This is a genomic window from Macrococcus carouselicus (assembly GCF_004359515.1).
In the GTDB taxonomy this organism is placed as follows: Bacteria; Bacillota; Bacilli; order Staphylococcales; family Staphylococcaceae; genus Macrococcus; species Macrococcus carouselicus.
In genome coordinates this window covers 238819-251531 of the sequence record NZ_SCWD01000002.1, presented here as the reverse complement: position 1 = coordinate 251531, position 12713 = coordinate 238819, and the positions used below count along the sequence as shown (strand labels likewise).

Below are 12713 nucleotides of genomic sequence, written 5' to 3'. Positions count from 1 at the left end.
ACAAAAAAGTACCCTTTGGGGTAACTAAATGGTATCTAAATACCTCTATAAAAAAACAAAAAAGCACTCCGTGGAATAATCCAAAGAGTGCTGTAAACGTATATTCAATGGAACACAAACTGTCTACGCCAGTTTGCGTACTGGACTTGTAAGCAAACAAGTTTGCAACAATTCCAGCATTAACGTTTTGAGAACTGTGGTGAACGACGAGCGCCTTTAAGACCTGGTTTTTTACGTTCTTTCATACGTGGGTCACGAGTTAACATGCCCTCGCGTTTTAACGCACCACGGTATTCTGGGTCTGCTTCAAGCAACGCACGTGCGATGCCGTGACGGATTGCTTGTGCTTGTCCTGTGAAACCGCCGCCACGTACGTTGACTAATACGTCGTAGTTGCCTTTAGTTTCAGTGATATCGAATGGTTGGTTTAAGTCTAAGATTAATGATTCAAATGGTAAGTACTCACGTACGTCACGTTTGTTGATAGTGATGTTACCTTCGCCCGGTACTAAACGTACACGCGCTACTGAATGTTTACGACGGCCTGTGCCTTGGTATTCAACTTGTGCCAATGTATTGTCCTCCTCTTAATTAACCACGTAACTCGTAGTTTACAGGTTGTTGTGCTTGGTTTTTGTGTTCTGGTCCAGCATAAACGTGTAATTTTTTACCCATTTTATCGCCGAGTGAACCTTTTGGTAACATGCCTTTGATTGATGTTTCAAGTAAACGTACTGGGTTTTTCTCACGTAATTCGCCAGCAGTGATTGATTTTAAACCACCTGGGTGTAATGAGTGACGGTAGTATACTTTGTCTGCTGGTTTGTTACCTGATAAGTAGATTTTTTCTGCATTGATGATGATGACGTGATCGCCACAGTCAACGTGTGGTGTATAAGTTGCCTTGTGTTTACCGCGTAAGATAGATGCTACTTCTGAAGAAAGACGACCTAAAGTCTGTCCTTCTGCATCAACAACGTACCATTTGCGTTCGATGTTTGATTCGTTTGCCATGAATGTTTGACGCATGTGTTTTTCCTCCTAAAATAAAAAAAGTTCCCTCTGAATTCTGTCTATATATCTGTAACACAATAAGTTTCCGGGGCTTATTGTAGTGGCTGATATTAAACAATACCGTTGTTTATCTTATAACATTCCGGGGTCTGTTGTCAATGCTTTACGGTTATTTTTAGTGATTATTTTCGTGCCTGGTGGGATGTCCTGAGCGAGTTCTTCTACTGTCAGATAAATCTTCTCGAGGTAGAGTCCTTCGGCCGGTGCGGTCTTGCCTGCAGCTGTTCGGTCACGGGCTGCGATGATGGCCGGAATGTCTGCTGCGTTCTTCTTGCCCTGGCCGATATCCATCAGGTGCTGCACCATGATTCTGACCATGTTGTAGAGGAAGCCTGAGCCGATGACGTGGAAGTCGTAGCCGTCTTTTGTCTTATCGACCTGAAAGCTGTAGATAGTGCGTTCCTTGTTCTCAATCTCCGTCTTCGCTGAGCAGAAGGATGTAAAGTCGTGTGTGCCGAGGAAGGCTTGTGCCGCTTCGTTCATCAGTTCAAGATTCAGGTCATGCGGATAGTAGGTCTCGATACCCGTCTTCATGACGTCGCGGTAAGGTGCCTGGTAGATCTTGTAGCGGTAGGCCTTGCCGATACAATGATAGCGGCTGTGGAAGTCTTCAGGAATCTGTCTGACTGCTGTAACGTAGATGTCATCTGGCAGTGCTGAGTTGAAGGCATGCTGCCATTTGTCAGCTGTCAGGTTCAGATGTGTGTCGAAATGGACATACTGGCAGAGGGCATGCACGCCTTTATCCGTCCGGGATGATGGGTGAATACGCACAAAGTCTCTATGCATGCGCTTCAGTATGCGTTCCAGTTCGTACTGGACGGTGCGGCCTTCGTTCTGGATCTGAAAGCCCTGGAAGTTCGCACCGTTATAAGTGAGTTGTAGTAAAATTCGCATCGGTCACCTCTAGTTTCTATAATACAGGATGAGTAATGTAATCGGTATAATGGTGAGTAAGGTCAGTGTATCGGTCAGACGCCAGTTCAGCCGGCGGTATTTCGTTCGGTTGATATCGCCTCGGTAGCCGCGGACTTCCATGGCGACAGCCAGGTCCTCAGCGCGTTTGAATGCCGAGACAAAGAGCGGGACAAGGAGCGGCACGATGGCCTTCAGGCGCTTGATCGCGCTCCCTGTCGTCATATCGGAGCCGCGGGACATCTGTGCGCGCATGACCTTCTGCGTCTCGTCCATCAATGTCGGAATGAATCTGAGGGCGATGGACATCATGAGCGCGAGTTCATGCACAGGGATTTTGAGCTTTCTGAGCGGTCTGAACAAGGTCTCCATCGCATCCGTGAGCGAGATCGGACTTGTCGTCAAGGTCATGATGGTCGTCAGGAAGATGATCAAGACAAATCGCAGCGTGATGAATATCCCCTGCTCCACACCGTTACGGTCTACTGTAAGAAAGCCCAATCTGAATACTGTCCCGCCGCCTTTCGTCCAGAAGATATGCATGAAGAACGTGAAGACGAGCAGCAGCAGGATCGGCTTCAGGCCACCGATCAGAAACGATAATCTGAGTTCTGAGGCATAGAGCGCAATCAGGATGACGGCAATCAGCAGGAGATAGGTGATAACATTATTCGCAAAGAAGATGACAATCGTCATCAGAAAGACGAAGATCAGCTTCATGCGCGGGTCCAGGTGATGGACAAAGGAATCGAGGGGGACGTAACGCCCGAGGACCATCTTATCAAGCATGGTGAGCCCTCCAGTCCTTATACATAGCGGCGAACTGTTCCGCTGTCAGTGCGAGTGATGGGAACTGAATACCGTGCTTCTCCTCCACCGCGCGCTGCAGCTGCACGACTTTCGGCGGCAGCAGGTCATAGGGACTCAGGTCCTGTCTGAAGATGTCCTCCGGTGTCCCTTCAAGGACTATGGTGCCCTGATGCAGCACTTTGATATTGTCGGCACGTGCCGCCTGGTCCATCTGGTGGGTCACGAGGATAATGGTCATACCCGTCTCCCGGTGAATCTGATCGAACAGCGCCATGATCTCCTGCTGTCCTTTCGGATCGAGACCTGCTGTCGGTTCGTCCAGGACCAGTATCTCCGGCTCCATAGCGAGGACGCCGGCAATGGCCACACGTCGCATCTGGCCGCCTGACAGATCAAAAGGTGAACGGTCGAGCAGCGACTGATCCAGATCAAGGAGTGTCATCAATTGATAAGCCCTGTCTGTCGCTACTTCTTCCTCTACACCGTAGTTAAGCGGACCGAAGATGATGTCCTTCAGCACCGTCTCCTCAAAGAGCTGCTGCTCCGCGAACTGAAAGACTACGCCCACACGACGTCTGAGCGGGGCCAGATATTTGTTCTTCGTCTTAGGGGTAATGGCTAAGTCATCAAACTGGATAGCACCCTCAGTTGGCTTCAGCAGGCCGTTAAGATGCTGAATCAATGTGGATTTACCCGATCCAGTGTGACCGATGACGGCATAGTATCTGCCGAGTTCAAAGTCAGTCGTGATATGATATAATGCGCGCACTTCAAACGGCGTTCCTTTTGAGTAAGCATAGCCTGCGTGTTGGAAATCAATCATAGGTTATCCAGCAGCTCCTCATCCTGTATAAATTGGGATGCGCCTGTTATCAGCTGATACATGCGCATCGAGAACGGTAACGGCAGACCGAGCGCTTCAAGTTCGTCTCCGCGCTCAAATAAGGTCTCAGGCGTCCCCTGCATCACGAGTCTGCCCTGGTGCATCACCAGTAACCTGTCTGCCTCTATCGTCTCCTCCAGGTCGTGAGTGATTGCTATCACCGTGAGGTTCAGGTCACGCTGCAGCTGTCTGATGACGTCCAGTACCTCAAGACGGCCTTCCGGGTCCAGCATCGCCGTCGCCTCGTCCAAGATGATGATACGCGGTCTGAGCGCAATGACACCGGCAATCGCCACACGCTGCTTCTGACCGCCTGACAGATGATGCGGCTCATGCATCTTCATATGGGACATGGAGACAGCCTCCAGCACCTCGTCCACCCGTCTATGCATCTCGTCATAGTCGATGCCGTAGTTCTCGAGACCGAACGCGATATCATCCTCAACCGTCGCACCGACGAACTGATTATCAGGATTCTGAAACACCATGCCGACCTTGCCGTGGATGGCGTAACTGTTCTCTGTCACGGCTATTCCATCAATGAGGATATGACCGTGCTGCAGCGGCATAATGGCACCCAGTAATTTGACCAAGGTCGACTTGCCTGAACCGTTATGGCCGACGATAGAGACCCATTCTCCCTTCATGATGGAGAACGACACATCTGTCAGTGCATCCGTCTCCTGCTCCTCATACCTGTAGCTGACATTCTTCACTTCCAGCATGCGCTCTCCTCCTTTTTGCATATGTATCACTAGTATACATGATTCATACTCTCAGACAACTGCCCGCCGCTTATTTAATGGCTTTAACACAAAAAATCCTTTTAGCGTCTGCTAAAAGGATTAGGAATGAAAAAAGCGCGCACTCTGCCACAGGAGTTCACGCATATGAATGTTCAATTGTGGCAGAATACTCTGAGCTAGACAATATCTATGTGTGGTAAACATTATCGTTGCACTCATTTGCTTATAGTGTGTGTCAGATAAATGATCCCTATAAACCGGATTATACTAATTCAATGATAACCATTTCAGAACCGTCTCCGCGACGTGGTCCAACTTTCATGATACGCGTGTAGCCACCTTGACGCTCGTTATAGCGTGGTGCTACTTCATTGAATAATTTCTGTACTGCGAATTGAGTAGTGTCATCTTCATTTGTGATTTCAACACGACGTAATACTTGTGCTGCCTGACGACGAGCATGCAAGTCACCGCGTTTACCTAAAGTGATTAATTTCTCAACGATTTTACGTAATTCTTTCGCGCGAGCTTCAGTTGTTTCGATACGTTCGTTCACGATTAAAGATGTAGCTAAATCGCGTAACATCGCTTTACGTTGATCTGAAGTGCGGCCTAATTTTCTGTAACCCATGAATCGTACCTCCTTCTACTAGTCTTCTTTTCTTAATCCAAGACCTAAGTCTTCAAGTTTGAACTTAACTTCTTCAAGTGACTTGCGTCCTAAGTTACGAACTTTCATCATGTCCGCCTCGGATTTATCTGCAAGTTCCTGTACAGAGTTAATTCCTGCACGTTTTAAACAGTTATAAGAACGTACTGATAAGTCTAATTCTTCGATAGACATTTCAAGTACTTTTTCTTTGTGATCTTCTTCTTTTTCAATCATGATTTCAGCGTTCTGTGCTTCGTCTGTTAAGTTAACGAAGATATTCAGGTGTTCAGTCATGATCTTAGCACCAAGCGATACCGCTTCTTGAGGTGTTAATGATCCGTCTGTCCAGACATCCATCGTTAATTTATCAAAGTTCGTACTCTGTCCTACACGTGTATTCTCCACTGTGTAGTTCACACGCTCAACTGGTGTGTAAAGTGAATCCACTGGAATCACACCAATTGGTAAATCACTGGCATTGTTATCTTCAGCTAAAGCATAGCCACGACCTGCATTGGCGATTAAACGCATTTTCAGGTGTCCACCTTTAGATACTGTTGCGATTTTTAAATCTGGGTTTAAAATCTCAACGTCGCTGTCATGCATGATATCTTTGGCCGTTACAATACCTTCATCCTTTACATCAATTTCAAGCACTTTATCTTCATCTGAATAGATTTTAAGCGCAAGGCCTTTGATGTTCATGATCATAGTTGTAACGTCTTCCACCACGTTCTCTACAGTAGAGAATTCGTGCAGAACGCCTTCGATTTCGATGTTTTTTACAGCCGCACCAGGTAATGAAGAAAGCAGGATACGACGCAAGGAGTTTCCTAAAGTTGTCCCATAACCACGTTCCAACGGTTCAACAACGAATTTACCGAATTTAGAATCTTCACTGATTTCAACTGTCTCAATTCTAGGCTTTTCGATTTCAATCATTTATTTATCCTCCTTCAACAACGTCGAATAATTTTTTAGTGCTACTACTATTGTAAGTGACTTTCAGTACTAAGAAAAATTATACGCGACGACGTTTTGGTGGACGACAACCGTTATGAGGAACTGGTGTAACGTCTTTGATCGCAGTGATTTCAAGACCTGCTGATTGTAATGCACGGATTGCGGCTTCACGACCTGCACCTGGTCCTTTAACTGTTACTTCAACTGTTTTTAAACCGTGTTCCATCGCTGCTTTAGAAGCAGTTTCTGAAGCCATCTGTGCTGCGAATGGAGTAGATTTACGAGAACCTCTGAAACCTAACGCACCAGCTGATGACCAAGATAAAGCGTTACCGAATTCATCAGTGATTGTAACGATTGTATTGTTGAATGTTGAACGGATGTGAGCTACACCGTTTTCAATATTCTTTTTAACTCTACGTTTACGAGATACTTGTTTACGAGCCATTTATGTTTCACTCCTTTACTTATTATTTCTTTTTGTTAGCTACAGTTTTAACTGGGCCTTTACGAGTACGAGCGTTGTTTTTAGTATTCTGTCCACGTGTAGGTAAACCACGACGGTGACGGATACCACGGTATGAACCGATTTCCATCAGACGTTTGATGTTTAAGTTTCTTTCACGACGAAGGTCACCTTCAACTTTGTAACTATCGACTGCTTCACGGATTTTGTTAGTTTCTTCTTCTGTTAAATCGCGCACACGTGTACTTTCAGAAACTCCAGCTTCTGATAAGATTTGTTGTGCGGACGTTTTACCGATACCATAAATGTAAGTTAACGCAATTACAACGCGTTTCTCACGAGGGATATCTACACCTGCGATACGTGCCATTTATAGTGCACCTCCATTTTTATCCTTGTTTTTGTTTGTGTTTTGGGTTCTCACAAATTACCATTACTTTACCTTTACGACGAATAACTTTACATTTTTCGCACATAGGTTTAACTGATGGTCTTACTTTCATGTTTATAACCTCCTATTTATGATGGAGTTCGTTTATTTGAAACGATACGTGATGCGTCCACGCGTCAGATCGTATGGACTCATTTCCACTGTTACTTTGTCGCCAGGTAGAATACGGATATAGTTCATACGAATCTTACCACTCACATGTGCTAAGATTTCATGACCATTCTCAAGTTCTACTTTAAACATTGCATTCGGTAAAGTATCGAGTACTGTACCTTCTAATTCAATAACATCTTGTTTAGCCATTATCATTTGCCCCCTTTTTTTAAGTTTCAAGAAAGTCTAGATACATTGTCAACTCATCTATTATAAATGATTCTATTCAATAAATCTATGGACTTGTCTGGACTTTAGGTGAGGATAACGTCATATTTATTGCTCTGGAACATTAAAAGTATCTTCACCCGGAGGCGAAACGGTATATGAATTAAAGGTTAGTTAAAATACTTTCAACGTCGCCTGTTACTTCCTGAATCTCTCTGGAACCATCAATATTTCTCAGGACACCCTGTTCACGATAGAAATCGAGTAACGGTTGTGTCTGTTTGATATTGACGCTCAGACGATTGGCAACAGTTTCTGGATTGTCATCCTCACGTTGATATAATTTACCACCATCAAGGTCACAAATACCTTCTACTTTCGGTGGATTGAATACAAGATGATAAGTAGTGCCGCACGTCTCACAGATACGACGACCTGTTAAGCGGTTCATCAGTTCCTCTTCCTGAACTTCGATGTTGATGACAGCTTCGATCTTACGACCTGTCTCTTCAAGCATCTGATTCAGTGCCGCGGCCTGTTCAACTGTACGCGGGAAACCATCAAGTAAAAATCCTTTTTTAGCATCTTCTTCTGCTAAGCGTTCTTTCACTATACCAATAGTCACTTCGTCCGGAACAAGTTCGCCTTTATCCATGAACGACTTCGCTTCCTTACCGAGCGGCGTGCCGTTCTTGATAGCAGCGCGGAACATGTCTCCAGTCGAAATATGTGGGATAGGGTACTTCTTAATAATCTCACTCGCTTGAGTTCCTTTACCTGCACCAGGTAGACCCATTAAAATGATGTTCATTAATATTCCCTCCTACTAACGTCTTCTGAATCCTCTATATTCACGTTGGTTAAGCTGTGCTTTTAACTGAGCCATTGTTTCAAGCGCTACACCAATTACGATCAGTAAACTTGTACCACCAATCTGCAAGGATTGAGGTAGGTTCATTAATCCTGTCGCAATAAGCGGCAGAATGGAGATCAGTGCCAGGAATAATGATCCGACAAAAGTTAAGCGATATAACACGCGTGTGATATAGTCTTGTGTTGATTTCCCAGGACGGATGCCTGGTACGTAACTGCCTTGCTTTCTCAGGTTCTCGGCCATCTGTTCAGGATTGACCTGCACAAATGCGTAGAAATATGAGAATGCGATGATCAGTAAGACATAGATCACCATGCCGACACCGTGAGTCGGGTCTGCATAAGTCGCAACGTTCTGTGCCCATTCCTTTGTAGGAAAGAACAGAGTAAGTGTCTTCGGCAGCATAAAGAATGCCATTGCGAAGATAACTGGAATAACCCCTGCTGCATTGACCTTCATCGGAAGGAATGTCGCTTGAGGTGCTAGACGATTGCCTGTTTGACGTTTAGCATATTGAATCGGTATTTTACGTACTGCCTGAAGTACAAATACCGCACCCGCTGTTAATAAAATCATACCTAAAAGTAAGCCGATTGCTTTAAGGAATGCCATCGTTGTATCATCTGCACCAACGAAACTCTGCTGATAGAACTGTCCGAGTGCTGTCGGGATAGAAGATAAGATACCAGCGAAGATAATAATGGAGATTCCATTACCGACACCGTACTGTGTAATCTGTTCACCTAACCACATCAAAAATGCAGTCCCGGCAGTTAAAACAAGGGCAATCAGCAGGAAGCTCCAGATTGATGTGTTGTTGATCAACTGGCCTCCAAGCATATTGTTGAAGCTATAACTCATTCCTAGACCTTGAATGAATGCAAGGACGATGGTGAAGTAACGTGTCACCTGAGTGATTTTCTTACGACCCACTTCCCCTTGCTTGGACCATTCTGTCAGTTTAGGTACTACATCCATCTGCAGAAGCTGCATGACGATAGATGCCGTGATATAAGGCATAATCCCCATCGCTAGTATGGAGAAATTCTTCAGTGCACCCCCACCGAATGTGTTGAATAAATCAGTCACACCGGCATTCGCTTTTGAATCAAAAGCTTCAGGGTTAACACCAGGAACCGGAATATAGGTTCCGATTTTGAAGATTAGTAACATTGCGAGTGTAAACAATATCTTGCTACGAATTTCTTTTGTTGTGAAGAAATTCCTGAGAGTCTCAAACATTAGATCACCTCGTGAGTTCCGCCCTTACTTTCAATTGCTTCGATAGCTGAAGCTGAGAATTTATGAGCTTTTACTGTAAGCTTCTTAGACAGTTCACCGTTACCAAGAATTTTGATTCCTGATTTTTCAGCACTTACAACGCCAGTTTCAAGCAATAAAGCTGGAGTGATTTCAGTACCTTCTTCGAAACGTTCTAATTGGCTTAAGTTAACGATAGCATATTCTTTACGGTTGATGTTAGTAAAACCACGTTTTGGAAGACGACGGAATAATGGTAATTGACCACCTTCGAAGCCTAAACGTACGCCACCGCCTGATCTAGAGTTCTGTCCACCGTGACCACGGCCACTTGTTTTACCGTTACCTGAAGCCATACCACGGCCTACACGGTTACGTTCTTTACGAGCACCTTCAACAGGTTTCATCTCATGTAATTTCATTACGGCACCTCCTTAATTGTTAATAATTATACTTCTTTAACTGTCACTAAGTGACTTACTTTATTGATTTGCCCACGAATCGCAGGGTTGTCATCAACTTCAACTGTCTGATGCATTTTTTTAAGACCTAAAGCAGCAACAGTCTTACGTTGTGTTTCAGGACGACCGATGATACTACGAGTGAGGGAAATTTGTAATTTAGCCATTTGTATGCCCTCCTTAATTTAATAGTTCTTCGACTGTTTTACCACGTAATTGTGCTACTTCTTCAGCCACTTTAAGTTCTTTTAATCCTTCAACAGTAGCGCGAACCATGTTGATCGGTGTGTTTGAACCTAAAGATTTAGATAAGATATCAGTGATACCTGCAAGTTCAAGTACGGCACGAACTGGACCACCAGCGATAACCCCAGTACCAGGTGCAGCAGGCTTGATTAATACGCTACCCGCACCGAAACGACCTGTTACCTGGTGAGGTGTTGTACCTTCAACACGAGGAACAGTGATTAAGTTCTTCTTCGCATCTTCGATTGCTTTTTTGATCGCTTCTGGTACTTCTTGTGCTTTACCAGTACCGAAACCGACACGACCGTTTTTATCTCCAACGACTACAAGTGCAGTGAAACGCATACGACGTCCACCCTTAACTACTTTAGAAACACGGTTAATCGTAACTACGCGTTCTTCAAATTCTTTTGCTTCTCTTTCACGACGCATTGAGTGTCCCTCCTTTTATTAAAATTGAAGTCCGTTTTCACGAGCTGCTTCAGCCAATGCTTGAACACGTCCGTGGTATAAATACCCTCCGCGGTCAAATACAACTGCAGTAATGCCTTTTTCTACGGCTGCTTTCGCTACTGCTTCGCCTACTTTTTTAGCTGCTTCTACGTTTGATGTAGCATCTAAACCTAATTGTTGACTAGATGCCTGTGCAATTGTCACGCCTTGAGCGTCATCAATTACTTGAGCATAAATATGTTTGTTAGAACGATATACGTTTAAACGAGGGCGTTCTGTCGTACCAGTCAATCTGCTACGTACACGCGCATGTCTTTTTAAACGTACTTTGTTCTTATCGATTTTAGCGATCATGTGAATACTCCTTTCTTAAGTTAGTGATTACTTACCAGTTTTACCTTCTTTACGACGAACATATTCGCCTTCGTAACGGATACCTTTACCTTTATAAGGTTCTGGTGGACGAGTAGCACGGATGTTTGATGCGATCGCACCTACGCGCTCTTTTGAAATACCTTCAACTTTAACGCTCGTATTTTTCTCAACAGATAATGTGATACCGTCTTCTGCGACGATTTCAACTGGGTGAGAGTATCCGACGTTAAGAATTAAGTTCTTACCTTGCATTTGCGCACGGTAACCAACCCCGATCAATTCAAGTTTCTTTTCGAAACCTTTTGACACGCCTTCAACCATGTTTGCGATTAACGCACGAGTAGTACCATGGATTGTTTTGTGTGCTTTAGAATCAGAAGGACGAACAACTTCTAAAGTGTTATCTTCTAAGTTATAAGTCATTTCTTCGTTAAATGTATTTGTTAATTCACCTTTAGGACCCTTGACTGTGATTGTGTGTCCATCGATTTTGATTTCTACACCAGCAGGGATATCAATGATTTTCTTACCAACACGACTCATCTGTCGGCACCTCCTTCTTTAATTAATTCTTACCAGATGTAAGCTAATACTTCTCCACCGATGTTACGTTGACGCGCTTCTTTATCAGTTAATACACCTTCAGAAGTTGACACTAATGCGATACCTAAACCGTTTAATACTTTAGGAAGCTCATCAGCTTTTGCGTATACACGTAAACCAGGTTTAGAGATACGTTTTAAACCAGTGATAACACGTTCGTTGTTAGAACCGTATTTAAGGAACATACGGATAACACCTTGTTTATCATCTTCGATATATTCTACGCTTTTAACGAAACCTTCACGTTTAAGGATTTCAGCGATTTCTTTTTTGATGTTTGATGCAGGTAATTCTAATTTCTCGTGACGTACCATGTTTGCGTTACGCACGCGAGTTAGCATATCTGCGATTGGATCTGACATTGTCATTGAAAATATCCTCCTTTCAATTCTTTAATTTTACCAGCTTGCTTTTTTAACGCCAGGAATCTGACCTTTGTAAGCTAATTCACGGAAACAAATACGGCAAAGTTTAAATTTGCGGATAACTGAGTGTGGACGTCCACAACGTTCACATCGTGTATAAGCTTGAACTTTAAATTTAGGTTCACGTTGTTGTTTAACGATCATTGATTTTTTAGCCATTAAGTTTTAGCCTCCTATTAGATTAGAGATTACTTTTGAAATGGCATACCGAATTGAGTTAACAATTCACGAGCTTCCTCGTCAGTGTTAGCCGTTGTAACGATAACGATATCCATTCCTCGTACTTTACTTACTTTATCGTAGTCAATTTCAGGGAAGATTAATTGTTCTTTAACACCCAGTGTGTAGTTACCACGGCCATCAAACGCTTTGTTTGAGATACCACGGAAGTCACGTACACGAGGTAAAGATACATTAACTAATTTGTCGAAGAATTCGTACATTCTTTCACCACGTAACGTTACTTTCGCACCGATAGGCATACCTTCACGCAGACGGAATGTCGCGATAGATTTTTTAGCTTTAGTGACCATTGGTTTCTGACCAGTGATTGCCTGAAGTTCTTCAACCGCAGTATCTAATACTTTAGAGTTCTGAACAGCATCACCGATACCCATATTCACAACGATTTTTTCGATTTTTGGTACTTCCATCACTGATGCATAGTTGAACTTCTTCATCAGCTCAGGTGTAATTTCATTATTGAACTTTTCTTTTAAACGAGTCAAAGTGAGA

Annotated in this window: 22 protein-coding genes; all 22 read right to left on the bottom strand. The window is 43.8% G+C overall.

The window, feature by feature from the left end; genetic code table 11:
* Positions 1-179 precede the first annotated feature (179 nt).
* Positions 180-572 carry a 30S ribosomal protein S9 gene (gene rpsI, locus ERX40_RS07420; protein ID WP_133417865.1) on the bottom strand — a complete coding sequence of 131 codons (393 nt, stop codon included), beginning with the start codon at positions 570-572 and terminating at the stop codon, positions 180-182.
* A gap of 19 nt (positions 573-591) precedes the next feature.
* Entirely contained in the window at positions 592-1029 is a 438-nt protein-coding gene (gene rplM, locus ERX40_RS07415; protein WP_133417864.1) for a 50S ribosomal protein L13, read from the bottom strand.
* Positions 1030-1146: 117 nt separating this feature from the next.
* Positions 1147-1971, bottom strand: coding sequence for a tRNA pseudouridine(38-40) synthase TruA (truA, locus tag ERX40_RS07410; protein ID WP_133417863.1), 825 nt, complete (start codon positions 1969-1971; stop codon positions 1147-1149).
* A 9-nt stretch (positions 1972-1980) separates the two neighbouring features.
* Positions 1981-2778: an energy-coupling factor transporter transmembrane component T family protein gene (locus ERX40_RS07405; protein WP_133417862.1), complete on the bottom strand. Its 798-nt coding sequence runs from the start codon at positions 2776-2778 to the stop codon at positions 1981-1983.
* Positions 2771-3622, bottom strand: coding sequence for an energy-coupling factor transporter ATPase (locus tag ERX40_RS07400; RefSeq protein WP_133417861.1), 852 nt, complete (start codon positions 3620-3622; stop codon positions 2771-2773). The genes ERX40_RS07405 and ERX40_RS07400 overlap by 8 nt, the downstream gene beginning before the upstream one ends.
* Positions 3619-4407 carry an energy-coupling factor transporter ATPase gene (locus ERX40_RS07395; RefSeq protein WP_243712995.1) on the bottom strand — a complete coding sequence of 263 codons (789 nt, stop codon included), beginning with the start codon at positions 4405-4407 and terminating at the stop codon, positions 3619-3621. The genes ERX40_RS07400 and ERX40_RS07395 overlap by 4 nt, the downstream gene beginning before the upstream one ends.
* A 283-nt stretch (positions 4408-4690) precedes the next feature.
* Positions 4691-5059, bottom strand: a complete 369-nt coding sequence (gene rplQ / locus ERX40_RS07390; RefSeq protein WP_133417859.1) for a 50S ribosomal protein L17 — start codon at positions 5057-5059, stop codon at positions 4691-4693.
* An 18-nt stretch (positions 5060-5077) separates the two neighbouring features.
* Positions 5078-6022: a DNA-directed RNA polymerase subunit alpha gene (locus ERX40_RS07385; protein WP_133417858.1), complete on the bottom strand. Its 945-nt coding sequence runs from the start codon at positions 6020-6022 to the stop codon at positions 5078-5080.
* Between the two features lie 79 nt (positions 6023-6101).
* A complete protein-coding gene (gene rpsK, locus ERX40_RS07380) occupies positions 6102-6491 on the bottom strand; it encodes a 30S ribosomal protein S11 (protein ID WP_133417857.1) in 390 nt (129 codons plus the stop codon).
* A 22-nt stretch (positions 6492-6513) separates the two neighbouring features.
* Positions 6514-6879, bottom strand: coding sequence for a 30S ribosomal protein S13 (gene rpsM / locus ERX40_RS07375; protein ID WP_133417856.1), 366 nt, complete (start codon positions 6877-6879; stop codon positions 6514-6516).
* A 19-nt stretch (positions 6880-6898) separates the two neighbouring features.
* Positions 6899-7012: a 50S ribosomal protein L36 gene (gene rpmJ, locus ERX40_RS07370; protein ID WP_003720928.1), complete on the bottom strand. Its 114-nt coding sequence runs from the start codon at positions 7010-7012 to the stop codon at positions 6899-6901.
* A 32-nt stretch (positions 7013-7044) separates the two neighbouring features.
* Complete coding sequence (infA, locus tag ERX40_RS07365; RefSeq protein ID WP_133417855.1) at positions 7045-7263, bottom strand: translation initiation factor IF-1; 219 nt, start codon at positions 7261-7263, stop codon at positions 7045-7047.
* Positions 7264-7444: 181 nt separating this feature from the next.
* Entirely contained in the window at positions 7445-8092 is a 648-nt protein-coding gene (locus ERX40_RS07360; protein WP_133417854.1) for an adenylate kinase, read from the bottom strand.
* Positions 8093-8107: 15 nt separating this feature from the next.
* Entirely contained in the window at positions 8108-9397 is a 1290-nt protein-coding gene (gene secY, locus ERX40_RS07355; RefSeq protein WP_133417853.1) for a preprotein translocase subunit SecY, read from the bottom strand.
* A complete protein-coding gene (gene rplO, locus ERX40_RS07350; protein WP_133417852.1) occupies positions 9397-9837 on the bottom strand; it encodes a 50S ribosomal protein L15 in 441 nt (146 codons plus the stop codon). Before rplO ends, secY begins: the two co-directional genes overlap by 1 nt.
* Before the next feature lie 26 nt (positions 9838-9863).
* On the bottom strand, positions 9864-10043 hold the full coding sequence (gene rpmD, locus ERX40_RS07345; RefSeq protein ID WP_133417851.1) for a 50S ribosomal protein L30: 180 nt from the start codon (positions 10041-10043) through the stop codon (positions 9864-9866).
* Positions 10044-10056: 13 nt separating this feature from the next.
* Entirely contained in the window at positions 10057-10554 is a 498-nt protein-coding gene (rpsE, locus tag ERX40_RS07340; protein WP_133417850.1) for a 30S ribosomal protein S5, read from the bottom strand.
* A gap of 18 nt (positions 10555-10572) precedes the next feature.
* Positions 10573-10929, bottom strand: a complete 357-nt coding sequence (gene rplR, locus ERX40_RS07335; RefSeq protein ID WP_133417849.1) for a 50S ribosomal protein L18 — start codon at positions 10927-10929, stop codon at positions 10573-10575.
* A 27-nt stretch (positions 10930-10956) separates the two neighbouring features.
* Positions 10957-11493 carry a 50S ribosomal protein L6 gene (rplF, locus tag ERX40_RS07330; RefSeq protein WP_133417848.1) on the bottom strand — a complete coding sequence of 179 codons (537 nt, stop codon included), beginning with the start codon at positions 11491-11493 and terminating at the stop codon, positions 10957-10959.
* 29 nt (positions 11494-11522) lie between these two features.
* A complete protein-coding gene (gene rpsH, locus ERX40_RS07325; RefSeq protein ID WP_096077492.1) occupies positions 11523-11921 on the bottom strand; it encodes a 30S ribosomal protein S8 in 399 nt (132 codons plus the stop codon).
* A gap of 30 nt (positions 11922-11951) precedes the next feature.
* Entirely contained in the window at positions 11952-12137 is a 186-nt protein-coding gene (rpsN, locus tag ERX40_RS07320; protein WP_133417847.1) for a 30S ribosomal protein S14, read from the bottom strand.
* Between the two features lie 29 nt (positions 12138-12166).
* Positions 12167-12706, bottom strand: a complete 540-nt coding sequence (rplE, locus tag ERX40_RS07315; protein ID WP_133417846.1) for a 50S ribosomal protein L5 — start codon at positions 12704-12706, stop codon at positions 12167-12169.
* Between the last annotated feature and the right edge of the window lie 7 nt (positions 12707-12713).

Bases quoted from the DNA above. Each gene is read 5' to 3' on its own strand.
- ERX40_RS07360 (WP_133417854.1), bottom strand. From the start codon at position 8,092: ATGAACATCATTTTAATGGGTCTACCTGGTGCAGGTAAAGGAACTCAA.
- rplF (WP_133417848.1), bottom strand. From the start codon at position 11,493: ATGAGTCGTGTTGGTAAGAAAATCATTGATATCCCTGCTGGTGTAGAA.
- rplM (WP_133417864.1), bottom strand. From the start codon at position 1,029: ATGCGTCAAACATTCATGGCAAACGAATCAAACATCGAACGCAAATGG.
- ERX40_RS07405 (WP_133417862.1), bottom strand. From the start codon at position 2,778: ATGCTTGATAAGATGGTCCTCGGGCGTTACGTCCCCCTCGATTCCTTT.
- ERX40_RS07385 (WP_133417858.1), bottom strand. From the start codon at position 6,022: ATGATTGAAATCGAAAAGCCTAGAATTGAGACAGTTGAAATCAGTGAA.
- rpsH (WP_096077492.1), bottom strand. From the start codon at position 11,921: ATGACAATGTCAGATCCAATCGCAGATATGCTAACTCGCGTGCGTAAC.
- rpsK (WP_133417857.1), bottom strand. From the start codon at position 6,491: ATGGCTCGTAAACAAGTATCTCGTAAACGTAGAGTTAAAAAGAATATT.
- rplQ (WP_133417859.1), bottom strand. From the start codon at position 5,059: ATGGGTTACAGAAAATTAGGCCGCACTTCAGATCAACGTAAAGCGATG.
- secY (WP_133417853.1), bottom strand. From the start codon at position 9,397: ATGTTTGAGACTCTCAGGAATTTCTTCACAACAAAAGAAATTCGTAGC.
- ERX40_RS07400 (WP_133417861.1), bottom strand. From the start codon at position 3,622: ATGATTGATTTCCAACACGCAGGCTATGCTTACTCAAAAGGAACGCCG.
- rpmD (WP_133417851.1), bottom strand. From the start codon at position 10,043: ATGGCTAAATTACAAATTTCCCTCACTCGTAGTATCATCGGTCGTCCT.
- infA (WP_133417855.1), bottom strand. From the start codon at position 7,263: ATGGCTAAACAAGATGTTATTGAATTAGAAGGTACAGTACTCGATACT.
- truA (WP_133417863.1), bottom strand. From the start codon at position 1,971: ATGCGAATTTTACTACAACTCACTTATAACGGTGCGAACTTCCAGGGC.
- rpmJ (WP_003720928.1), bottom strand. From the start codon at position 7,012: ATGAAAGTAAGACCATCAGTTAAACCTATGTGCGAAAAATGTAAAGTT.
- rpsN (WP_133417847.1), bottom strand. From the start codon at position 12,137: ATGGCTAAAAAATCAATGATCGTTAAACAACAACGTGAACCTAAATTT.
- rpsE (WP_133417850.1), bottom strand. From the start codon at position 10,554: ATGCGTCGTGAAAGAGAAGCAAAAGAATTTGAAGAACGCGTAGTTACG.
- rpsM (WP_133417856.1), bottom strand. From the start codon at position 6,879: ATGGCACGTATCGCAGGTGTAGATATCCCTCGTGAGAAACGCGTTGTA.
- ERX40_RS07395 (WP_243712995.1), bottom strand. From the start codon at position 4,407: ATGCTGGAAGTGAAGAATGTCAGCTACAGGTATGAGGAGCAGGAGACG.
- rplR (WP_133417849.1), bottom strand. From the start codon at position 10,929: ATGATCGCTAAAATCGATAAGAACAAAGTACGTTTAAAAAGACATGCG.
- rplO (WP_133417852.1), bottom strand. From the start codon at position 9,837: ATGAAATTACATGAGATGAAACCTGTTGAAGGTGCTCGTAAAGAACGT.